The organism is Gluconobacter cerevisiae (assembly GCF_015244675.1).
GTDB classification, from domain to species: Bacteria; Pseudomonadota; Alphaproteobacteria; order Acetobacterales; family Acetobacteraceae; genus Gluconobacter; species Gluconobacter cerevisiae.
Window position 1 is genome coordinate 1 of record NZ_JABCQO010000017.1, and the last position, 20351, is coordinate 20351.

Consider the following 20351-nt stretch of genomic DNA (forward strand, 5'->3'; position numbering starts at 1 on the left):
ACATCCCGATACTTAGACCCAGGAACTTAATCCCAGATCACCAGCACCAAAACGCCGCCAACATATCCCTTCCAATTCCATATTCAATTTTCAAAGACCATCTGCCCCGCCGCCCCAGAAGCCCTAGAAGTGAGCCCCGCTGCGTCGGTGAACGGGCTTATACGGGGGCTACTGGAGGGGGTCAACAGGAAAATTGCATTTTTGTGAAAAAATCAGATTCCATGGAACTTTCTGAACCAGACAGCGAACTCTCTCATACCGTCTTCAAAGGAAACTTCAGGCTCCCAGCCGCACAATTCCCTCACTTTTTCCAAGGAAGCCCATGTCGATTCCATATCCGCCACAGGACGTGGGTGGTGTTCAACCAGAGCTTTCTTTCCCAGATCCTGCTCAAGCAATGCGATCATCCGGGTCACTTTTTCTGGCTTGTCCCCCCCAAGATTAAGAAGGCGCGACACTCCGGCTTCCGGCGGCTTTGCAAAAACCTTCACCACACCTCTGACGATGTCATCGATATAGGTGAAATCGCGGGAAAGGCCCTTCCCCTCATAAAGAGTAACCGGACGGCCTTCTGAAATCGCTTTTGCAAAACCGTAATAAGCCATGTCGGGTCGTCCCCACGGGCCGTAAACGGTGAAGAACCTCAATCCCGTCTGTGGAATGCCATACAGATAGGAGTAGGATTCTGACGTCAGTTCGGCCGCACGCTTGGTGACCGCATATAAAGAGCTGGGCTGTTCGACCCGATCCGTTTCCTGAAAAGGCGTTTCCTGATTGCGCCCATAAACGGAGGACGAAGACGCATACACGACATGCGTCAGTTTTTTCAGGTTCCGGCACGCTTCCAGGAGCGCAACCTGCCCCATCACATTTGCCGTCACATAAGAGTAAGGATCGACTAAAGAATATCGAACACCAGCCTGAGCGGCGAGATGGATGACGCCTTCCAGATCGGGATTCTGCCCAATGACGTCCTGCATGGCCTGCGGGTTGGCCACATCCGCTTTCACGAAGCTGAATTTCGGATGAGGCTCAAGCTGGCTTAACCGCGCCATTTTCAGGGAAGGATCATAATAGTCGTTGAGAACATCGACCCCAACGACGTCCATTCCCTGCTTCAGAAGGGCTTCAGCAACATGAAACCCTATAAATCCGGCAACACCGGTAACCAGTATCTTCACAGGACCATCAGTGTTTCAGAGCGGAACTGGAAACAACATCCCCGACACGAATTCCCAGCTTCGCGGTCACACCACCTGCCAGTTCGAGCGTGTTTGCAACCACACCATCGCTCCGCAGAATAGCTTCACTCAAAGGAACAGCATTTTCCGCGATGGCGTGGATATGGTTCGTGGAATCAATGAAAACGATGTCCAGAGGCACAAGCGTGTTGCGCATCCACATGTCCGACACCTGCGGCGCTGGCCACATGAACAGCATACCCTCGTTCTCAGGCAGGTTCTTGCGGAACATTTCTCCGACTTCCTGCTGACGATAAGTCTTGGCCAGCTCCACCGTGAAAACGTGCTTCTGCCCATCACGGGTCGTGACCGTCAGACTATCCGTTGGCAGACGCGCCTGCGCCTGCGTGATCGGATCTTCTGCTCTGGCAACACCGGCACTCAGTCCAAGAGCCGCCAGCAGCACAAAACTTAAAGTTCGCATGAAGGTATGACTTTCAGGTTCAGGAAATCAGAAACGGATTGGCCCGACGTTCTTCGCCGATGGTCGTCGGCATTCCGTGCCCACACAGAACCACGGTATCGTCAGGCAGGCTCAGAAGATGGGTCCGGATGCCATCGATAAGGGCGCGTGAATCCCCATAAGCGAAATCCGTACGGCCGACCGTTCCGCGGAACAGCGTGTCCCCTGCCAGAACACGTTGATTGTCGTGATCCACGAAAACGACATGCCCTGGGGTGTGACCCGGAACATGCGCCACATGCAGATCCTGCCCCAGAAAATGCAGGACCTCTCCGCCCTCGACGAAGCGATCGGGAACCACATTTTCCATGCCGGTGAGCCCGAAGGCAGCAGCCTGTTTCGTGATGCTCTGCAACAGGAAGTCATCCCGCCGATCCGGCCCTACAACCGGAACGCTCTGACCCTGCCGTTTTTCAAGAGCTCTCTTCAGGGGAGCAGCCCCGCCGGCGTGATCCAGATGACCATGTGTGAGGAGAATAGCCTCGACAGGCATGTCACCAAGTTCCTGCAGGATGTCATCAACATCCCCACCCGGGTCCACCACGACAGCACGGCCTGCGTCATTCGAGAGAATGGTGCAGTTCTGCCGCAAGGGCGTAACCGGCACCCGCTTCGCATACAAAGGAGTCATCACTCCTCCTTCCAGACGATCCGTTCTGATGTGGCGATACAGGCTCCGTCTCCGCACGACAAGTCAACCGGAAGGATTGTGTCGCGCAGATCATTGACCCCCTTTCGCAGGAAGGTCACTCTCGCCCTTTCCTCTCCAGACCAAGGTATCATCATGAGCCGCATCATCCGCACGGAACCTAACGCCATTCTGTCCAAGGCTGTCGAATATCATGGCTTCATTTTCACGCAGGGCGTGGTCGCAGCCGACCTGTCGCAGGGTATCGAAGGACAGACCCGGAGCGTTCTCGACCAGCTCGATCAGATCCTTGAAGAACACGGCACCGACAACACCCGCATCCTGCAGGCCCAGATCTGGCTGAAAGATATCGCAGACCGCGCCGCACTCAACACGCTCTGGTCCGCCTGGCTTCCGGAAAACGCAGCCCCCGCCCGTGCCTGCGTTCAGGCTGTGATGGCAGATCCGAAGATTCTCGTGGAAATCATGCTCACGACAACGAAATGATCTGAATCGAATGATTGTGGCGAGAATGCAGCAGGATGTGGTGTCAAAAAGATTTTCCATGGAAATGAAAATTTAACACACAGGTCTGCATTCTGCTCTTGTCAGGGTTGCGGGAAGGTTGTTACCTCCCTGTAACCCGAACAACACACAACCAATCAGGATCCTAAAGATCGTGAAGCATAAAAGTTGCCGGAAAACCTTTCTCTCCGCTCTGGCGCTCTCCGCTGTCGCGTTCTTTTCAGGACAGGCTCAGGCCCGTCACAGTTCGGCTCATCACGGACGGTCCGTTTTCCATAGCCGTCACTCCATCAGCCACCATCATTCCTATGCACACGTCATTCAGTGCGTCGCCTATGCCAAAACGGCCTCCGAGGTCGAACTGCACGGCAATGCGCGGGATTGGTGGTATAATGCTGCTGGCGTTTATGCCCGTGGCTCTGCACCGCAGGCCGGATCGGTCCTGAACTTCCGGGCCATCCGCCGCATGCCCCTCGGCCACGTCGCCGTCGTGCGTTCGGTCGAAGACAGCCGCACGATCTATATCGATCAGTCGCATTGGGCCTCGAACGGCATCGCACATAATGTCCGCGTCGTTGACGTCTCGCCCAACAATGACTGGAGCGCCGTCCGCGTTGGCCTCAATGATCGTAGTGGTCGACTGGGCAGCATCTACCCGACATACGGCTTCATCTACCCGCATTCCGATGAGGGTGATCGCAATCCAGCCCCGCATGTTGTGCTGGCCCGTGCCTCGAACGTCTCAGGCTTTCGTCACCGCGCTGTCGTGAATGGCTCCGATGCCCTGAGCCATCCGATGCTCAGCACCGAAGTCGCAGAAGCTCCGGACGACGCCTTCACTTCGGATGCGCCAGACCGTTCGATTCGCTGATATAATCAGGAACATATAACCGGCGGTTCAGTCTGGCCGGGATTCCCGATGATAGGGATGACCGGTATTGATGGCCTGAGCCCGGAACACCTGTTCGGCAATCAGAACCCTGACCAGCATGTGCGGCCAAGTCAGTTTACCAAGAGAAATCACGGAATCGGCCCGCTGGATCACACTCGAATCCAGCCCTTCCGCACCACCAATCAGAAAATGAATGGGACGTCCGGACTCCTGCCAGCGGGACAACATCTCCGCCAGACGCAGACTGTCAGGCGTCTTACCGCCCTCGTCCAGAGCCACGATCAGCGCGTTATCGGGACAGGCCCCCAGCAGAGCCGCAGCATCCTTGCGTTTCTGCTCCTGGACGCTGCCTTTTGACGGCGCGAGTTCCGTCACCGTCAGGGCGGGCCTAATCCGGCCCGCATAACGTTCGAACAGTTCGCGCTCCGGCCCGGCTTTGAGCCGGCCGATTGCGACCAGTTTCATTCAGTCCTGCTCTTCGCCCTGTCCGACCGCAACTTCGTTTTCGCTGCCATCCAGATCGGTGCCCCACATCCGCTCCAGACCATAAAGCTCGCGGCTTTCCGGCTTGAAGAGATGAACGACAACGTCACCAGCATCGATCAGGACCCAGTCGCTGCCATTCGCGCCCTCGATCAGGATACGCTTGATGCCGATCTCATTGAGCTTCTTCTCGATGTGATGCGCCATCGCAGAAATCTGACGATCGGCAAGACCGGTCGCGATGACCATGCGGTCTGCGAAATTCGCACGTCCGACAAGATCCAGCACAACGATGTCTTCACCCTTGTCTTCATCCAGACTTGTGGTGATGACTGTCAGCATGCTGGTCAGAACGTCCGGCTGCACGGCTTCGCGCTTGACGGCCGTTTTCTTCGGTCCGGCGACAGCAGCCTTCTTGCGAGCCGTTCCCGGCACCTTGGCAGCCTCGGCCAGTGCCGCATCGGGGGAGCTGGTTTTCCGGCGCACAGGCTTTTTGGCCTGCGATTCGGGAGAGGTCGTCTTGGTGATGGTTTTTACTCCTGATCGGACTCCGGACGAAACTGGCCGGACTCACGCAACGCTGTAGCCGATATATCGTTCTGCGGCGCAGAAAGGAACGTCCATGCGTTGCCTTTTCGCTCTGCAAGCACAGGAGATTCCCGCGAAGGCCGCCTTTGGTGCCGCAAAACAGATGCTGCAGCCCCTCTCAACGCAGGCGAAACGCTTCCCGGACGGGGGGCAACGGCTATGGGAACCATCGCAGCCAACCGGCGCCAGCGCTTCCATCGGGACAACTGCGCCAGTCCGTCCGCTCCCATCAGCCACACAAAGCGGACATGTGGGAATCGCTGCTTCAGCAATGCCACGGTTTTGACGGTAAAGCGCTGCCCCAAACGGGCTTCAATATCGGTCGCAACGATTCGCCGCCCATCCGCGATCCGCTCCGCAGAGGCAAGACGCACCCTGAACGGCGCCATCCCCTTGCCCGGCTTGAGCGGATTCCCCGGCGAGACCATGAGCCACACCTGATCCAGCCGCAGCGCCCGCAATGCCCGTCGCGCCAGCATGAGATGACCGGCATGGGCCGGGTTGAAAGACCCACCCAGCAGGCCGATCCGCATGTTCCGGCCGTCGCCAGACGTCGGAATACTGCTCAGCCCCGCACCTGTCCGGTGCCGATCACCTCGTAGCGATAGCATGTGAGCTGTTCGAGCCCCACCGGGCCGCGCGCATGCATTCGCCCCGTCGCAATGCCGATTTCTGCGCCGAATCCAAACTCACCACCGTCACAGAACTGCGTGGATGCATTCCACATCACAACCGCACTATCCGTCCCGTTGAGAAACTCAGCCGCGGCCTCCGCATCTTCGGCAATAATGGCCTCGGTATGCGAGCTTCCATGCCGGGCGATGTGATCCAAAGCGTCCTCGACACCGTCCACAACAGCAATCGACAACACCGAATCCAGCCACTCTGTTCTGAAATCATCAGCCCGGGCTGCTTCAAGTGTCGGGACAATCGCACGCGCCCGGTCATCCGCCCGAAACGCACATCCTTTTGCGCCCAGATCCTGAACCAGCAATGGCAGGAGCGTCGGCGCAATTGCAGCATCAATCAGCAGCGTTTCAGTCGAACCGCAGACGCCCGTCCGGCGCATTTTCGCATCCAACAACACCTTCCGGGCCATGGCCGGATCAGCGCTTGCATGAATATAGGTATGATTCAGACCATCTGCATGAGCAAGAACCGGAACGCGCGCTTCTCGCTGCACACGCTCCACAAGCGACTTGCCACCACGCGGAATAATCAGATCGATCTGCCCCGAAGCCTGCAACATGGCTCCCACCAGAGCACGATCGGCAGACGGCAGAATCTGCACACAGGCTTCATCCAGCCCGGCAGCCCGCAATCCATCTTCCATCGCAGCCTGAATCGCCCGTGCGGAATGCAGGCTCTCACCGCCTCCACGCAGAATCACGGCATTCCCCGACTTGATGCAAAGCGCCGCCGCATCCGCACCGACATTCGGACGGCTTTCATAGATCATGCCGATCACGCCAAGCGGTGTCGCAACGCGCCGAAAATGCAGACCATTCGGCCGATCCCATTCCGCCAGAACACGCCCGACCGGGTCCGGCAGACGTGCGACATCTTCCAGACCACACGCCATTGCCTCAACACGCTCTGGCGTCAGCGTCAGACGATCGCGAAAGGCTGCGTTCCGGTCTTCTGAAAGGGCAGCCAGATCCTGTTGATTGGCCGCAACAATCGCATCAGACCGTTCCCGCAGCGCCTTCGCAGCTTCGGACAGCGCAAAATTGCGGGTATCCTCGCTGGCGCGCGCCAGACTCCGGGAGGCCCGGCGGGCATGATCCGCCAGACCGTCCAGAATCCGGATGGCCCCGGAAGCGACTTCAGACATTGAACCGGAACAGCAACACGTCACCGTCCTGCACCACATATTCCTTGCCTTCGATCCGCAGCTTGCCGACTTCCTTGGCCCCGGCCTCACCGTTACAGGCCACATAGTCGTCAAACGCTACGGTTTCACAGGCAATGAACCCGCGCTCGAAATCGTTGTGAATCACGGCAGCAGCCTGCGGTGCCTTCGTCCCGGCCGTGATCGTCCAGGCACGGGATTCTTTTGGCCCAACCGTGAAATACGTCCGCAGACCAAGCAGCTTGTAACCAGCCGCAATCACACGATCCAGCCCGCTATCCGTCAGACCCAGACCTTCAAGAAACTCCGTCCGGTCTTCATTCGGTAACTGGCTGACTTCCGCTTCAATAGCGGCTGACACCACGACAACGCCCGCACCCTCGGCTTCAGCCCGCTTGCGCACGGCCTCAGAAAAAGCATTCCCGGTGGACGCCGAGGCTTCCTCGACGTTGCAGACATACAGAACCGGCTTCGTCGTCAGAAGCTGAAGACGGGACGCCTCCACTTCCTGCCCTTTAGGAACAGCCGTCCGGGCCGGCTGGCCGTCCCGCAGGGCCGCAAGCAGCGGCTCCAGAAGCTCAAGCTGCGCCTGCGCCTCACGGTCGTTGCCACGCGCGCGCTTCTGAAGACCGATCTGGCGCTTCTCAAGGCTTTCCAGATCCGCGAGCATCAGCTCCGTCTCGATGATGTCCGCATCACGAACCGGATCAACCCCACCCTCGACATGGGTGATGTCGTCATCCTCGAAACACCGCAGCACATGCACGATGGCATCGACTTCACGGATATTGGCGAGGAACTGGTTCCCAAGGCCTTCGCCCTTGGACGCGCCCCGGACCAGACCGGCAATGTCCACGAATTCGAGGCTTGTCGGAACCTTGCGGATGGACTTGCCGATCCGCGCCAGTTCATCCAGCCGCGCATCCGGCACAGCCACACGCCCCGTATTCGGCTCGATGGTGCAGAACGGGTAATTCGCAGCCTGTGCCGCCGCCGTTTCCGTCAGGGCATTGAACAGCGTGGACTTGCCAACATTGGGCAGACCAACGATGCCGCAATTGAAACCCATTCGTGCTCTCCATCATCATTAAAAGACCGCTCGAACGCGAACGACCCGTTCCAGAAAAATCCGTTGCCCTGTGTTCGCAGAAACCGGAGAGGCTCACAACCTCTTACCCTTGCGAAACAGGCATTCAGCCCACGATTCCCGCCAGATCCTGCAAGGCCCGCACATGCGCCTTCAGCGCCGTACGCCCCTGCACCGTCAGAACCAGCCAGGTTCGTTGCCGCCCCCCCAGAGGCGCCTTGCGCAACCGCACATAGCCCGCCTCCTGCATCTGCGCGAGATGCTTGGACAGGACCGAGTCACTCACACCCAACAGATCCCGCGCCCGGCCAAATTCCATGTCACTCACTTCCGACAGAGCCGCGGCAAGCTGCAACCGGACCGGAGGATGAATAACAGGATCGAATTGAGGAACAGCCGTCACAACCGCGCCGTCATACCAGCCTGCCAGACCCTCCGCCAGAGCAGCGCCACCCCATAGCCAATCGCAAAACTGCCCAAAGTCGCAATCCACGGCAGCCACGCCTGATGAAGCACCCTCGCCCCTGCTCCGGACAACGCCATCATCGCATAAACCGCCAGGATCATGCCGATTGCGATCTTCCGGGTCCGTCCCCGACGGTACCCATTGACGAAGTATCCCATCCGCCGCCGCGCAATCGCAAAAAAAATGCCCATCAAGGCGACACACAGCCCTTCCAGCAGAAAAACGAAGGGAGGGTCCAGACTCATCGCAAAGGTGAGGAGCGCCAGAAGCCCACCCATGACGGGCGCATTCCACCACGGACAAGCCAGTTCTTTCGGAAGCCTGCTCCTGAAAGCGTCAAGCGCTTCCAGTTGCGCCCGCGCATCGTCCCGCCTGCTCACATGCGTCGTTTCGAATCCATCCTGCTGCATGGCCTTGACTTTCCAATGTGGAAAATGATGATCTGACTTTCCAATATGGAAAGAGAACCCATTCATGACAATCCTGCACGGCATCTCCGCAGCAAGAATTCTGGCAATCCTCTGGCTCGCATTCCTGCTGGCAGCCTGCGCGCACCACAGCCGCAGGGGAATGCAGGACTGGAAAATCTTCCGCACAACCCTCCATACTCCGGAACGACGCCGCTTCTATCTGAAATGGCTGTTGCAGAGCGTCATGCTTTTCGATCTTGGGAGTCTCGTGACGCTCTGGATTCTGCCCGAACCCCTGAAGCCCACATCCCTTGCCCAGCTACGCCTGTCCGCACCGGCGACACCGGCCAGCACGACGCCTCCTGAAATGTCACCCGCGTTTTTCGCAGGATTCACTTGCGGGCTTCTGATCCTCGCGGGCGTGTTCATTCTGCTCCGCAAACTGAAGCGACCCGCGCTTCTCAACCCTCTTGGCGATTTTTCCGCCCTGATCCCACGCACTCTGCCCGAAGCCGGACTGGCTTTTTTGCTCTGTCTGAATGCGGGTCTGGGAGAAGAGCTTTTCTTCCGTCTGGCTCTTCCCCTGCTCGTAGGGCAGCTCACCGGTAGCCTGATTGCCGGAGCAGCGCTCTCAACACTGCTGTTCGGAGGCATGCATTGGTATCAGGGGCGTAAAGGCGTGCTGATCACGACGATCATCGGCCTGATCTTCATGCTCCGCGCGCTTCACGGAACACCCCTGATCTGGCTGATGGGGCTTCACGCCCTGATGGACGTCATTGCCCTGTTCGTCAGGCCCGCTTTGACCGGCCATTTCAGCCGAAGCGCTGTTACGCCGCCAGCAGGGCAACCTTTGTCATGAAGGCTTCGTGCTCTTTTTTCGCCAGCAAAGGAGCTGCGTCGGCCATAGCCTCAAGCCAGCGCTCGAGTTCCGGCTCTTCCGCCTTGGCGAAATTGCCCAGCACATGCCCCGTCACACGATCCTTGTGCCCTGGGTGACCGATTCCCATCCGCACACGCCAGTAATCCGGCCCCGACAGACATTTGTCCATGGAACGCAAACCATTATGCCCCGCAGCACCACCGCCGCGTTTGATACGCAGCTTGCCGAAAGCAAGGTCGAGTTCATCATGAAATGCAGTGATATCGTCCGGCGCGATCTTGAAGAACTGCGCGGCCTGCTGAACGCTGTCGCCTGACAGGTTCATATACGTCATCGGCTTGAGGAGCAGGATCTTCTGCCCCCCGATGACGCCTTCGGAGGTCTCCCCCCGGAAACGCTTGCGCCACGGTGAAAAACCGTGGCGCCTGGCGATCTCATCGACCGCCATAAAGCCGATATTATGTCTATGACGGCTCATCCCCGGCTCGGGATTGCCGAGACCGGTCCAGAGCCTCATGACATTACTTCTTCTTTGCGCCCGGCTTGGCAGCAGCAGCTTCAGCAGCGGCAGCCTTTGCAGCGGCTTCAGCTTCCATTTCGGCATCAACCGTCGGCGCAGCGATGGAAGCGATGACGATGTCCGTGTTCTGGCCACCCGTCAGCACAACACCCTCGGTGCCCTTAAGGTCCGTCCAACGCACGTTGTCGTGGATCTCAAGACCGCTCAGATCTGCCGTGAAGTGCTCCGGAATGTTTGCCGGATCAGCCTGCACGTCCATGTAATGACGCACGACGTTCAGAACGCCGCCACGCTTGATGCCCGGGGACTTCTCTTCGCCAACGAAAGCGATGGAGACTTCAACGTGGATCTTGGTGCCAGCCGTAACGCGCTGGAAATCCACATGGATCGGGGCATCGGTGACCGGGTGCAGCTGCACGTCGCGGATCAGCGCCGCAACCGGCTCTGCACCTTCGGTAGCGAGGTTGTACACGCGCGAGGACCAGCCACCGCGATGCAGTTCCTTCATGATCACGCGCGGATCAAGTGCGATGATGGAGGGTTCTTCCTTGCCACCGTAGATCACGGCCGGCACGAGGCCCTCACGTCTCGTTGCGCGCGCTGCCCCCTTACCAGCCTTCGCGCGCGTCGAGACAGCAAGTGTCGTCAAATTAGCCACTGTTACGCTCCTGCGTATTGAATTTCATTCATCACAGACCTCCAGGGGTGCCTGTGCGAGGCGCGGAGTAGCGGAAAACCGCCACCGATACAACCATTTTCGGACTCAACGGCCCTGCTGCGCCCCTCTGGACCATCCCATCCCGCGACCGCTACGATTGCGTTCCGTTTCCACAGTTTCCGGCAGATATACCCACCGATGAGCATCGCCGCCCGCATCGAATGCCTGCCCTTTACCCGCTTTCACTGGAAACTGCTGTTCCTCGGCGGCCTCGGCTATACGTTCGACGGCCTCGATTCCGCGATTGTCGCTTTCGCACTCCCGATGCTCAAAAACCAGTGGCATCTAAGCGGCCCGGCGCTGGGCCTGCTCGGAAGCGCCACCTATCTCGGCTACGGGCTGGGCGCCCTGCTGTCCGGCTGGTGGGGAGACCGCTCCGGCCGCCGCCGCGTCATGATGAACGCACTGGCCATCTACGCCATCGGCTCCCTGCTCTCCGCTGGATCGTCCTCCTTCACCGCATTTTTTCTGTGCCGCCTGCTCTCCGGGATCGGCGCGGGAGCGGAAGCCACCATCATCGCGCCCTATCTCAGCGAATTCGTCGCCGCCCGCTATCGGGGAGCCTTCACCGCAGCCCTGACCGGATTCTACTCCTTCGGATACGTCACAGCAGCCATTCTGGGATTCATGCTCGTCCCCGCAATGGAGGATGGCTGGCGCTGGGCTCTGGCACTGACGGGTTTTCCGGTGTTGATGCTGCTGTGGTGGCGACGCGCTCTGCCCGAATCCCCCCGCTGGCTCGACGAACGCGGACGGACTGTTGAAGCCTGCCGGATCGTCGGCGACATCGAGGAAAGTGCGGGCCTCGCGGTTGGCCTGACCACCACGACCGATCGTGGTGCTCCTTCCCTGCGACCCGTCCGGGATCTGTTCGCCCCAAATCTGCGGCGCTCTACCTTCATGAGCTGGGCCATGTGGCTGGCCATCACCTTCAGCTTCTACGCCTTCTTCACCTGGATCCCGACCCTGATGATCGAACGCGGCATGACCGTCACCCGCAGCTTCGGTTACGCCATTTCGATCTATTTCGCCCAGCTCCCCGGCTATGCCTGCGCCGCCCTGCTCACTGACCGCCTGGGACGACGCGGAACCGTGGCCCTCTTCATGGTCTCCGGAGCACTCAGCGCCATCGGTATGGCGGCCAGCCAGACCCCAACCGAAGTCCTATTCTTCGGCATGCTGCTGTCTTTTTTCATGAATGGCACTTTCGGCGGCATCTACGCCTACACTCCCGAACTCTTCCCGACCGCCCTGCGCGCCCGCGGCATGGGCCTCGCGTCCGCCATCGCCCGTCTCGGCGCCATCGCCTCCCCTGTTCTGATCGGCTGGCTCTATCCGCTCGCCGGTTTTCCCGGCGTCTTCGGTCTGACCACCCTGATCCTCCTGTCCGGCGCCATTGTCACACTCATTTTCGGCCCCAGAACAGAAAAACGCCCGCTCGATGACGAGCAGGCGTTCGCGCAGATCTGAGTTCAGAAAGTCCGCGTCAGATCATCGGCACACCACCATTGACCGCCAGAAGCGCGCCCGTCGTGTAGCTGTTCATCGGATCGGCGAAGTAAACATAGGCACCCGCCAGTTCAGCGGGTTGTCCGGGACGGCCCAACGGCACATCGGAACCAAGATGTTCCTGTTCGTCTTCCGGCATGCCCGTGACGATAAACGGCGTCCAGATCGGTCCCGGCATCACCGCATTGACCCGGATGCCTCGCCCGGCGAGCTGCTGCGCCATGCTGGACGTAAAATTCGCGATTGCCGCCTTCGTCATGGAATACGGCACCAACAGCTCCGGCGCCGTCTTGAGATTGACCGAAGACGTATTGATGATGGACGCGCCCGCCTGAAGATGCGGCAACGCAGCCTTCGTCAGATGGAACAATGCATCCGTGTTCGTGGAGAAATGGCGCTTCCATTCCTCGTCTGGAATGTCTTCCAGTTTCGCACGGGCTTTCTGGAAAGCCGCATTGTTCACAAGAATATCGAGCTTTCCGAAAACCTCGACGGTTTTGCGGATCATCTCCCGGCAATGCGCCGCTTCTCGAATGTCGCCCGGCAACAGCAGACAGGCCCGGCCTTCAGCTTCAATCTCGGCCTTGATCTCCCGGGCGTCGTCGGTTTCCGTCTCCAGATACGAAATCGCGACATCAGTTCCTTCCCGCGCAAAAGCCAGCGCCGCAGCCCGACCGATTCCGGAATCGCCCCCTGTAATCAGAGCCGCCAGCCCCTTCAGCTTTCCGGACCCCTTATAGGTTTTCTCCCCATAATCAGGTTTCGGAACCATCTTTTCCGAAAGACCGGGAAAAGCCTGCGTCTGACCTTTGAAAGGCGGGCGCGGATAGCAGGTGCGGGGATCGGCTGGCATGGAAACACTCCTGTGTCGTCATGGGACAGTATTGCCGCCTTAACGGCGCGTCTTCCGGGCGGGTTCAGAAATTTTCACGGATTTATTTCAGGAACACTTGCCCCTGACGGCGCTTTCTTATGGGCGCAGCCTTTCCTGTGGGAGGGGCGACTTTCTTATCCAGGCGTCCCGAAGCCCGCGCTTTTCCGGGCTTGCAGCCAGAGGTGCATTTCATGAGCACGGACAAACGCACGACCGTCACTATCGGCGATCAAACTTTCGAGCGCGGCCCGCAGGGTGCTACCCATCAGGTGGCCACAGGCGATATCCCGATCCTGACCACACAGCAGGGTGTTCCCGTCTCGGACGACCAAAACACCGAAAAAGCAGGGGCACGCGGCCCCAGCCTTCTCGAAGACTTTCATTTCCGGGAAAAGATCTTCCATTTCGATCACGAGCGCATCCCCGAACGCGTCGTCCATGCACGCGGCTATGGCGCACATGGCTTCTTTGAACTGACCGACTCCCTGTCCGACTACACAACAGCCAGCGTCCTCGGCAAAATCGGCAAGCGCGTCCCGGCGTTCGTGCGCTTCTCGACTGTCGCTGGCGCTCGTGGTTCGTCAGACATGGTGCGTGACGTCCGGGGCTTTGCCGTGAAGCTCTATACCGAAGAAGGCAATTGGGATCTCGTGGGCAACAACATGCCCGTCTTCTTCATTCAGGACGCCATCAAATTCCCGGACATGGTCCATGCCGTGAAGGAAGAACCCGATAGCGGCTTTCCGCAGGCCCAGTCTGCCCACGACAACTTCTGGGATTTCGCATCGCTCTCTCCCGAGACCGTCCACATGCTCCTGTGGATTATGTCTGACCGTGCGATTCCGCGTTCCTTCCGCTTCATGGAAGGCTTTGGCGTCCACACCTTCCGCCTCGTGAACGCCGACGGCAAGTCCACCTATGTGAAGTTCCACTGGAAGCCGAAACAGGGCCTGCAATCCGTTGTGTGGAACGAAGCCGTGAAGATCAACGGCGCTGATCCGGACTTCCATCGCCGGGACCTGTGGGACGCCATCAATTCCGGCGACTTCCCGGAATGGGAACTGGGCGTGCAGCTTTTCGACGACGCCTTTGCAGACAAATTCGACTTCGACATTCTCGACGCGACCAAACTGATCCCGGAAGAACTCGTCCCCGTCCGTCGTATCGGACGCCTCGTGCTGAACCGCATGGTGGACAATTTCTTCGCCGAGACCGAACAGGTCGCTTTCTGCACCCAGAACGTCGTTCCGGGCATCGCCTTCACCAACGATCCGCTCCTTCAGGGTCGGAATTTCTCGTATCTGGACACCCAGACCAAGCGCCTGGGTGGACCCAACTTCACACATCTCCCCATAAACGCGCCGAAATGCCCGTTCCATAATTTCCAGCAGGACGGACACATGGCCATGCACAACCCAAAAGGGCGTGCAAACTATGAGCCAAACTCCTGGGGGATGGGACCGCGTGAAAACCCGCAGACCGGCTACAAACCCTATGCAGAGGAACTGAACGGCCGCAAAACCCGCGAGCGCGGAGAGCTGTTCGCCGATCACTACAGTCAGGCCCGCCAGTTTTATGCCAGCCAGACGTCCACCGAACAGACGCATATCAAGGACGCCTTCGTCTTTGAACTCAGCAAGTGCCTGACGCCCGCCATCCGCGCTCGCGTGGTCGCCCATTTGCTGAATGTCGATGAAACCCTTGCTCAAGCGGTGGCCGAAGGTCTGCGTCTGGAAAAAATGCCAGCTCCTGCTCCGGCAGCGCGCACGCCGCTAACGGACCTTCCGGCTTCGAACCCGCTCAGCATCCTCAAAAATGGCCCCAAGACCTTCAAGGGCCGCAAGCTGGGTGTGCTCGTTACCGATGGCACGGATGCGGAACTACTCGCAGCCCTGATGAAAGCCGCAGAGACGGAAGGGACAACCATCGAACTTGTCGCTCCAGCCGTCGGCGGCGTGAAAACCACGGACGGCAAGCTCATCCCGGCAGGACAGAAGATCGTCGGTGCGCCATCGGTCCTGTACGATGCGGTGGTTCTGCTCCCATCCGCAGAGGGTGCAAAGCTCCTGACCCGCGAAGCCACGGCCCGGGACTTTGTGGCCGACGCCTTCGCCCATGCCAAATTCATCGGCTACGGCGCGGAAGCCAAACCCCTTCTCGCCAAAGGCGGCATCACCCCTGAAGACATGGATGACGGCATCGTTCCACTAAAAGCTGTGAGTGATTTACAGAACTTCATCACCCTGTGCCGCAATCTGCGCTTCTGGGACCGGGAAGCCAGAACCCAAGCCGTTTGAGACGAAAAAAGGGGGCGGAGACATTCTCCGCTCCTATTTTTCCATATCTGCCGTATTCCGAACGGAATCATGCCTGATTTCCATTGCAGAAGCGTTTCGCTTTTGCAGGATGGGATCTCAGGGTGCAGACAGTCACGACAGGTGCGCAGCGCAATCCGGGGATCGACCTGCTCAGGGGCATCTCCATCATCCTCGTTGTCATCCATCACCTCGCTTTGCGCATCCCCCTGATGCACACCGGTCTTTCAGCCGTCTTCCCTGCTTTTCTGCTCAAAGCCCTCACCTGGGACGGCGCCAAAGGCGTAAAGATCTTCTTCGTGATCTCAGGTTTTCTGATCACCGATCATACATTGCGCCGCTGGGGCAGTCTGGACGGTATCAAAGTTGTCGCGTTCTCCGGCCGCCGGGCCTGCCGAATCCTGCCGTGTCTGCTGGTGCTGCTCGGGATTCTTGCACTTCTGAAGCTCGCAGGCGTGCCTGACTTCCTTTTCCATCACGAAAACCAGACGCTGCCCGGCGCCATCTTCGCAGCCCTGTTCATGCATCTGAACCTGTATGAAGCGCAGACGAACTACCTGCCTGCGAACTGGGACGTATTGTGGTCATTGTCGGTCGAGGAACTGTTCTATCTGGCCTTCCCGATCTTCTGCCTTCTGAGCGGACGCATTCCAAAACTGATCGGCCCCAGACTTCTCGTCTGCGTTTTCGTCCTTCTGGCCCTGTCCCTGCCTTTTGCGGAATGGCAGATCCGGGACGCTTCTGAAATCTGGCAGGACGAAGCCTATGGACCGGGCGTTTCCGCAATCGCCATGGGCGTCTGTACAGCCCTGCTGGCGCACCGGATGTCTCCGTTCACATTCGCGCGTCTCACGCCCTGGCTGGGTTGGACTGGAACATTCGGCGTCGGTCTCTATCTGCTGAACAGCCACGTTCTTTGGCAGACCCTGAATTACGGCGCCCCGCTATTCTTCACAGTATCCTGCGCAGTCCTGCTGCTCGCCTTCTACAACGGCTGGGGCAAAGCGACCGCAAGTCAGTTTCTGGCGTGGCCGCGCCACTGGGGCAGACTGAGCTACGAAATCTATCTCAGCCATATGTTTGTGGTCATGCCGATGGTTCACCTGTTCAAGGCCACTGGCGAAAACTGGACGTTCGGCTGGGTCTGGTTCCTCCCGACCCTCGGCCTGTCCTTCTGCCTCGGCGTCCTCGTGGACCGTTTTCTCTCACGCCCCGCCGATCGCTGGCTGCTGGAGAAATCCGGCCTGCGCCGCCCTCAGCCCAGCGGGGAGACCAGCGGGCGGATCGCCGAAATCTGATGCCCGATATGCCCGCCCTCCGCGAGGGTCCGGCGGCGATGACTGAAGAAACGCGGATCCGTCAGCGTATCCACCCCCAGAATCTGCACATTCCGGACCCCGGCCTGTTCCAGCCGAAACCCGCAATAGCCCGGCAGATCAAACAGGAAATGTCCGGCACGGGGCGCTGAACGGAAAAAGATTTCCCCAACACTCCCGTAAGCCAGAACCGCATCCCGCATATCCGGCCCGACTTCATAGCTCGCAGGCGCAATGCATGGCCCGACAACGGCACGAATCCCCGTGGCACCCAGCGCAACCATCTGCGTCACCACGGATTCAAGAATCCCGCCCGCAGCGCCACGCCAGCCCGCATGGGCCGCGCCCACGATCCGCCCATCCTCAGAAGACAGCAGCACCGGTCCGCAATCCGCCGTAATGACGCCCACGCCAATCTCTGGTCGGTCCGTCACCAGCGCATCCCCGACCTGCCCGGTTCCAGCCACCCACAGAGGCATTTCGGACGTCACAGGCACAGTGATGTCACTATGCGTCTGCTTCAGCCCCAGCAGATGATCCGGTTCCACTCCAATCGCCCGCGCCACTCGCGCCCGGTTTTCCGCCACATTCGCCGGATCGTCCTGAGAGGACAGCGAACAGTTCAGGCTGTCATACGGCACGGGCGATACCCCCCCGAGCCGCGTGAAGAACCCGTGCGGCACCTTGAGAACCGATCCCGTCAGCACGACCTCAGACATGCGCCGACACCTGAGCCGGGCGCCGCATCGCGTAAACCATGAGCCCCATCCCCGCGAGCGCCATCGGAATACACAGCAACTGCCCCATGGTCGTACCACCAGACAGGAACCCGATATTCGCATCCGGCTGGCGGAAAAACTCACAGAAACTGCGTGCACAGGCATAGCCGAACAGGAACAGCCCCGACAGGAACCCGAACCGCTCACGCGCCGCCGGACGGCTGGCCGCAAACAGCATGACGCTCAGCAACAGCACACCCTCGGTCAGGGCTTCATACAATTCGGACGGATGACGCGGAATCGGCCCACCGGTCGGGAAAATCATCGCCCAAGGCAGATCCGGAGACGCCGGACGCCCCCACAGCTCCCCGTTCACGAAATTCGCACAACGCCCAAGCCCCAGCCCGATCGGCACCACCGGCACAATCCGGTCCGCAAAAGCCAGAAAGCTCAAACGGTTCTTCCAGCTGAAATAGGCCAGCGCCAGAATAACGCCCAGCGCCCCGCCATGGAACGACATCCCGCCATCCCATGTCTTGAAGATCTCCAGCGGGTGCGAAAGGTAATCCATCGGCCGGTAGAACAGGACATAACCCAGCCGCCCGCCCAGAAGCACACCCAGAATAGCGTAGAACAGGAAGTCATCGACCTGCTCTTTCGTCGCCACTTCCGGCGACAGACGGTTCAGGCGCTTCGCAATGGGCAGCGCAATAATGAACGACACCATGTAGGCCAGCGCATACCAGCGCACCGCAAGAGGGCCGACATGAAAGGCAACCGGATCAAAATCAGGGAAGATCAGGGGATGGCTCACGGAATCGGCTCTCAGAGATTGGGGTGGGAACGGGAAAGATAGTCGCGCACATATTGCCCGATTCCATCTTCAAGAGACGTAAACGGCGCATCATAACCCGCAGCGCGCAGGCGGCTCATATCCGCACAGGTAAAAGACTGGTACTGCCCGCGCAGCTTCTCGGGCATGTCCACGAATTCGACATCCCGCGCCCGCTTCGCAGCGTCACAGACCGCATGCGCCAGATCGAGATAACTTCGCGCCACGCCGGTTCCGCAGTTGAACAGCCCGCTGACCTGCGGATGATCGAACAGCCACAGCATGACGTTCACAACGTCCCCGACCCAGATGAAGTCCCGCTGCTGCTGCCCGTCGGCCAGTCCCGGTACATCCGAGCGGAACAGCTTCGCCGCACGATCCTGCACAACTTCGTCGTACTTGACCTTCACGACCGAGATCATCGACCCCTTGTGGTATTCGTTCGGCCCATAGACATTAAAGAACTTGAGCCCGGCCCATTGCGGCGGCACAGACGCTCCGGCTTCGATTTCCCGCTTCACCCAGAGGTCGAAGGCCTGCTTGGACCAGCCATACAGGTTCAGCGGCCTCAGACCCTCGATGCCCTCCAGCCCATCACGGAACATCTCAGGCCGGTCCGCTGCTCCATAAGTCGCGGCAGAAGACGCATAGATCATCCGCACACCCCGCGCCGCGCACCAGCGCCACAATGTCTGCGACAGGTCCACGTTGCTCGACCAGACGAGGTCTCCGTCCCGCGCCGTCGTGGCGCTGATCGCCCCCATGTGAAACACGGCTTCGACATCCGGTTCGGACGCGAGGAAACCTTCAAGCTCATCAGGCGTGATGATGCGATCCGGCGCATGGGACGCCAGATTGCGCCACTTCACCCCGTCCCTGAGCCGGTCAACCACAACCGTCCGCAAGCCCCGGCGACGCAGGGCGGAATGAAGACACGAACCAATGAATCCGGCCCCGCCGGTGACGATAATCATCCTTCCTGTATAGTCTGCCCCCGATAACGATCCAAGCGACGCGCCCGACACGACACGCCGCAGAACAGCAGGAACTTCATCATGGCTGACAGACCCCGCTTTTTCGACGACCTCGCTGGCCTCGCCGGTAACGCATTTTCCGCCGTGACCGGCGCCCGCGAGGAGCTTCATGCCATCGTCCGCACACGCGTGGACGAAATCCTCAACAGTCTCGACCTCGTCCGCCGTGACGAATTCGACGCGGTACAGGAAATGGCAACCCGCGCCCGCATGGCACAGGACGCCACCGAACAGCGTCTGGCCGAAATCGAATCGCGTCTTGCCGCTGTCGAAGAACTCGCAACTGAAGAAAAAGGCGGCCCGCAGGGCTAATCTGCAACAGTCACCCAAGACCGTGTAGCTATTGTAACACGTAATGCTTGCACCCGAGGCAAAGGCTCCATAACGTAACTGCTGTCGGGAGCGGTTTTCCGCTTCCGGCCGCAGACATCTGGAGCGCCGCACCGGCGCCAGGCCGGTGCCAGGCTCCACGGCCTTGGGAGACCCGCCATGCCTGCCCTGAGCACCTCACTCACCACGGAAACAGAATCCCATCCGCTCGACCTGATGGAACAGGTCATAGGCCTCTATGAATGGGAGTTCGAACGCCTCGGCCCGTCCGAAATGGCCGCCCAAGCACCCGGACAATGGTGCGACTATTCCCTGTATTTCACATGGTCCGACGAGCTCTCGGCCCTGCATCTGAACTGCATCATGGATCTGCGCTCCCCCGCAAAGCGCCGTCCGGCCGTCCACGAACTCGTTTCCCTTGCCAATAACCGCCTCTGGATCGGCCATTTCGCCGTCGATCCCGACACAGGCACCCCGTCCTACCGACATACGCTGCTGCTGCGCGGCGTGCAGACATTGCCCGGCGAAAGCATGGAAGACCTCGTGGAGATCGCGATGTCCGAATGCGAACGCTTTTATCCCGCCTTCCAGTTCGCGCTCTGGGGCGGAAAAACACCGCAGGAGGCCATAGACGCCGCCATGCTCGACTGTGTGGGAGACGCCTGA

24 protein-coding genes are annotated in these 20351 nt (G+C 59.5%); 8 read left to right on the plus strand and 16 right to left on the minus strand.

The window, feature by feature from the left end; genetic code table 11:
- Positions 1 to 212: 212 nt before the first annotated feature.
- The 3 genes from HKD21_RS13255 to HKD21_RS13265 are packed head-to-tail and all read right to left on the minus strand — an operon-like array spanning position 213 to position 2335.
- On the minus strand, positions 213 to 1181 hold the full coding sequence (locus HKD21_RS13255; RefSeq protein ID WP_194256105.1) for an NAD-dependent epimerase/dehydratase family protein: 969 nt from the start codon (positions 1179 to 1181) through the stop codon (positions 213 to 215).
- Between the two features lie 7 nt (positions 1182 to 1188).
- Positions 1189 to 1665: a DUF192 domain-containing protein gene (locus tag HKD21_RS13260; RefSeq protein ID WP_194256106.1), complete on the minus strand. Its 477-nt coding sequence runs from the start codon at positions 1663 to 1665 to the stop codon at positions 1189 to 1191.
- A 19-nt stretch (positions 1666 to 1684) separates the two neighbouring features.
- Entirely contained in the window at positions 1685 to 2335 is a 651-nt protein-coding gene (locus HKD21_RS13265) for an MBL fold metallo-hydrolase (protein ID WP_194256107.1), read from the minus strand.
- A 153-nt stretch (positions 2336 to 2488) separates the two neighbouring features.
- Here HKD21_RS13265 and HKD21_RS13270 point away from each other — a divergent pair, with 153 nt between their 5' ends.
- The gene (locus tag HKD21_RS13270; protein ID WP_099287303.1) at positions 2489 to 2839 is read left to right on the plus strand and encodes a RidA family protein; all 351 of its coding nucleotides are present in this window, start codon (positions 2489 to 2491) and stop codon (positions 2837 to 2839) included.
- 172 nt (positions 2840 to 3011) lie between these two features.
- Positions 3012 to 3728 carry a CHAP domain-containing protein gene (locus HKD21_RS13275; RefSeq protein WP_194256108.1) on the plus strand — a complete coding sequence of 239 codons (717 nt, stop codon included), beginning with the start codon at positions 3012 to 3014 and terminating at the stop codon, positions 3726 to 3728.
- A 27-nt stretch (positions 3729 to 3755) separates the two neighbouring features.
- On the opposite strand, the gene HKD21_RS13280 is transcribed toward HKD21_RS13275, so the two are convergent.
- From HKD21_RS13280 to HKD21_RS13310, 7 genes are all read right to left on the minus strand, one after another.
- Positions 3756 to 4214 carry a 23S rRNA (pseudouridine(1915)-N(3))-methyltransferase RlmH gene (locus HKD21_RS13280; RefSeq protein ID WP_041111584.1) on the minus strand — a complete coding sequence of 153 codons (459 nt, stop codon included), beginning with the start codon at positions 4212 to 4214 and terminating at the stop codon, positions 3756 to 3758.
- Complete coding sequence (rsfS, locus tag HKD21_RS13285) at positions 4215 to 4667, minus strand: ribosome silencing factor (protein ID WP_077803997.1); 453 nt, start codon at positions 4665 to 4667, stop codon at positions 4215 to 4217.
- Positions 4668 to 4765: 98 nt separating this feature from the next.
- The gene (locus HKD21_RS13290; protein ID WP_252348950.1) at positions 4766 to 5353 is read right to left on the minus strand and encodes a nicotinate-nucleotide adenylyltransferase; all 588 of its coding nucleotides are present in this window, start codon (positions 5351 to 5353) and stop codon (positions 4766 to 4768) included.
- Between the two features lie 32 nt (positions 5354 to 5385).
- Complete coding sequence (locus HKD21_RS13295; protein WP_194256110.1) at positions 5386 to 6654, minus strand: glutamate-5-semialdehyde dehydrogenase; 1269 nt, start codon at positions 6652 to 6654, stop codon at positions 5386 to 5388.
- Positions 6647 to 7741, minus strand: coding sequence for a redox-regulated ATPase YchF (gene ychF / locus HKD21_RS13300; protein WP_194256111.1), 1095 nt, complete (start codon positions 7739 to 7741; stop codon positions 6647 to 6649). The genes HKD21_RS13295 and ychF overlap by 8 nt, the downstream gene beginning before the upstream one ends.
- A gap of 124 nt (positions 7742 to 7865) precedes the next feature.
- Positions 7866 to 8162 (minus strand): transcriptional regulator, encoded by a 297-nt coding sequence (locus tag HKD21_RS13305; RefSeq protein WP_194256112.1) that lies wholly within the window; start codon positions 8160 to 8162, stop codon positions 7866 to 7868.
- Positions 8159 to 8635, minus strand: a complete 477-nt coding sequence (locus tag HKD21_RS13310) for a hypothetical protein (RefSeq protein ID WP_228121486.1) — start codon at positions 8633 to 8635, stop codon at positions 8159 to 8161. Before HKD21_RS13310 ends, HKD21_RS13305 begins: the two co-directional genes overlap by 4 nt.
- Before the next feature lie 64 nt (positions 8636 to 8699).
- On the opposite strand from HKD21_RS13310, the gene HKD21_RS14415 reads away from it, so the two are divergent.
- Positions 8700 to 9497 (plus strand): CPBP family intramembrane glutamic endopeptidase, encoded by a 798-nt coding sequence (locus HKD21_RS14415; protein WP_228121487.1) that lies wholly within the window; start codon positions 8700 to 8702, stop codon positions 9495 to 9497.
- Here HKD21_RS14415 and pth read toward each other — a convergent pair.
- The gene (gene pth, locus HKD21_RS13320; RefSeq protein WP_077803662.1) at positions 9466 to 10035 is read right to left on the minus strand and encodes an aminoacyl-tRNA hydrolase; all 570 of its coding nucleotides are present in this window, start codon (positions 10033 to 10035) and stop codon (positions 9466 to 9468) included. The genes HKD21_RS14415 and pth overlap by 32 nt on opposite strands.
- 4 nt (positions 10036 to 10039) lie before the next feature.
- Positions 10040 to 10696: a 50S ribosomal protein L25/general stress protein Ctc gene (locus HKD21_RS13325; protein ID WP_194256114.1), complete on the minus strand. Its 657-nt coding sequence runs from the start codon at positions 10694 to 10696 to the stop codon at positions 10040 to 10042.
- Between the two features lie 198 nt (positions 10697 to 10894).
- On the opposite strand from HKD21_RS13325, the gene HKD21_RS13330 reads away from it, so the two are divergent.
- Positions 10895 to 12226, plus strand: a complete 1332-nt coding sequence (locus HKD21_RS13330; protein ID WP_194256115.1) for an MFS transporter — start codon at positions 10895 to 10897, stop codon at positions 12224 to 12226.
- A 16-nt stretch (positions 12227 to 12242) separates the two neighbouring features.
- On the opposite strand, the gene HKD21_RS13335 is transcribed toward HKD21_RS13330, so the two are convergent.
- Positions 12243 to 13118 (minus strand): SDR family oxidoreductase, encoded by an 876-nt coding sequence (locus tag HKD21_RS13335; RefSeq protein WP_194256116.1) that lies wholly within the window; start codon positions 13116 to 13118, stop codon positions 12243 to 12245.
- Positions 13119 to 13330: 212 nt separating this feature from the next.
- Between HKD21_RS13335 and HKD21_RS13340 the strand changes: the two genes are divergently transcribed.
- Both HKD21_RS13340 and HKD21_RS13345 read left to right on the plus strand, forming a co-directional pair.
- Positions 13331 to 15436 (plus strand): catalase, encoded by a 2106-nt coding sequence (locus HKD21_RS13340; RefSeq protein WP_194256117.1) that lies wholly within the window; start codon positions 13331 to 13333, stop codon positions 15434 to 15436.
- Positions 15437 to 15558: 122 nt separating this feature from the next.
- Positions 15559 to 16752, plus strand: coding sequence for an acyltransferase family protein (locus HKD21_RS13345; RefSeq protein WP_194256118.1), 1194 nt, complete (start codon positions 15559 to 15561; stop codon positions 16750 to 16752).
- On the opposite strand, the gene pgeF is transcribed toward HKD21_RS13345, so the two are convergent.
- From pgeF to rfaD, 3 genes are read right to left on the minus strand one after another with little or no spacing between them, the layout of a single operon-like run.
- Entirely contained in the window at positions 16710 to 17489 is a 780-nt protein-coding gene (gene pgeF / locus HKD21_RS13350; protein ID WP_194256119.1) for a peptidoglycan editing factor PgeF, read from the minus strand. The genes HKD21_RS13345 and pgeF overlap by 43 nt on opposite strands.
- On the minus strand, positions 17482 to 18288 hold the full coding sequence (gene lgt, locus HKD21_RS13355) for a prolipoprotein diacylglyceryl transferase (protein ID WP_407646579.1): 807 nt from the start codon (positions 18286 to 18288) through the stop codon (positions 17482 to 17484). Before lgt ends, pgeF begins: the two co-directional genes overlap by 8 nt.
- 26 nt (positions 18289 to 18314) lie before the next feature.
- Complete coding sequence (gene rfaD / locus HKD21_RS13360) at positions 18315 to 19295, minus strand: ADP-glyceromanno-heptose 6-epimerase (RefSeq protein WP_194256121.1); 981 nt, start codon at positions 19293 to 19295, stop codon at positions 18315 to 18317.
- Between the two features lie 81 nt (positions 19296 to 19376).
- Here rfaD and HKD21_RS13365 point away from each other — a divergent pair, with 81 nt between their 5' ends.
- Both HKD21_RS13365 and HKD21_RS13370 read left to right on the plus strand, forming a co-directional pair.
- A complete protein-coding gene (locus tag HKD21_RS13365) occupies positions 19377 to 19667 on the plus strand; it encodes an accessory factor UbiK family protein (protein ID WP_062107038.1) in 291 nt (96 codons plus the stop codon).
- Between the two features lie 177 nt (positions 19668 to 19844).
- The gene (locus HKD21_RS13370; RefSeq protein ID WP_194256122.1) at positions 19845 to 20351 is read left to right on the plus strand and encodes a type III secretion system chaperone family protein; all 507 of its coding nucleotides are present in this window, start codon (positions 19845 to 19847) and stop codon (positions 20349 to 20351) included.

Bases quoted from the DNA above. Each gene is read 5' to 3' on its own strand.
- HKD21_RS13365 (WP_062107038.1), top strand. From the start codon at position 19,377: ATGGCTGACAGACCCCGCTTTTTCGACGACCTCGCTGGCCTCGCCGGT.
- HKD21_RS13330 (WP_194256115.1), top strand. From the start codon at position 10,895: ATGAGCATCGCCGCCCGCATCGAATGCCTGCCCTTTACCCGCTTTCAC.
- HKD21_RS13340 (WP_194256117.1), top strand. From the start codon at position 13,331: ATGAGCACGGACAAACGCACGACCGTCACTATCGGCGATCAAACTTTC.
- HKD21_RS13335 (WP_194256116.1), bottom strand. From the start codon at position 13,118: ATGCCAGCCGATCCCCGCACCTGCTATCCGCGCCCGCCTTTCAAAGGT.
- rfaD (WP_194256121.1), bottom strand. From the start codon at position 19,295: ATGATTATCGTCACCGGCGGGGCCGGATTCATTGGTTCGTGTCTTCAT.
- HKD21_RS14415 (WP_228121487.1), top strand. From the start codon at position 8,700: ATGACAATCCTGCACGGCATCTCCGCAGCAAGAATTCTGGCAATCCTC.
- HKD21_RS13265 (WP_194256107.1), bottom strand. From the start codon at position 2,335: ATGACTCCTTTGTATGCGAAGCGGGTGCCGGTTACGCCCTTGCGGCAG.
- HKD21_RS13370 (WP_194256122.1), top strand. From the start codon at position 19,845: ATGCCTGCCCTGAGCACCTCACTCACCACGGAAACAGAATCCCATCCG.
- HKD21_RS13270 (WP_099287303.1), top strand. From the start codon at position 2,489: ATGAGCCGCATCATCCGCACGGAACCTAACGCCATTCTGTCCAAGGCT.
- HKD21_RS13295 (WP_194256110.1), bottom strand. From the start codon at position 6,654: ATGTCTGAAGTCGCTTCCGGGGCCATCCGGATTCTGGACGGTCTGGCG.
- HKD21_RS13310 (WP_228121486.1), bottom strand. From the start codon at position 8,635: ATGCAGCAGGATGGATTCGAAACGACGCATGTGAGCAGGCGGGACGAT.
- pth (WP_077803662.1), bottom strand. From the start codon at position 10,035: ATGAGGCTCTGGACCGGTCTCGGCAATCCCGAGCCGGGGATGAGCCGT.
- HKD21_RS13290 (WP_252348950.1), bottom strand. From the start codon at position 5,353: ATGCGGATCGGCCTGCTGGGTGGGTCTTTCAACCCGGCCCATGCCGGT.
- HKD21_RS13260 (WP_194256106.1), bottom strand. From the start codon at position 1,665: ATGCGAACTTTAAGTTTTGTGCTGCTGGCGGCTCTTGGACTGAGTGCC.
- pgeF (WP_194256119.1), bottom strand. From the start codon at position 17,489: ATGTCTGAGGTCGTGCTGACGGGATCGGTTCTCAAGGTGCCGCACGGG.
- HKD21_RS13280 (WP_041111584.1), bottom strand. From the start codon at position 4,214: ATGAAACTGGTCGCAATCGGCCGGCTCAAAGCCGGGCCGGAGCGCGAA.
- ychF (WP_194256111.1), bottom strand. From the start codon at position 7,741: ATGGGTTTCAATTGCGGCATCGTTGGTCTGCCCAATGTTGGCAAGTCC.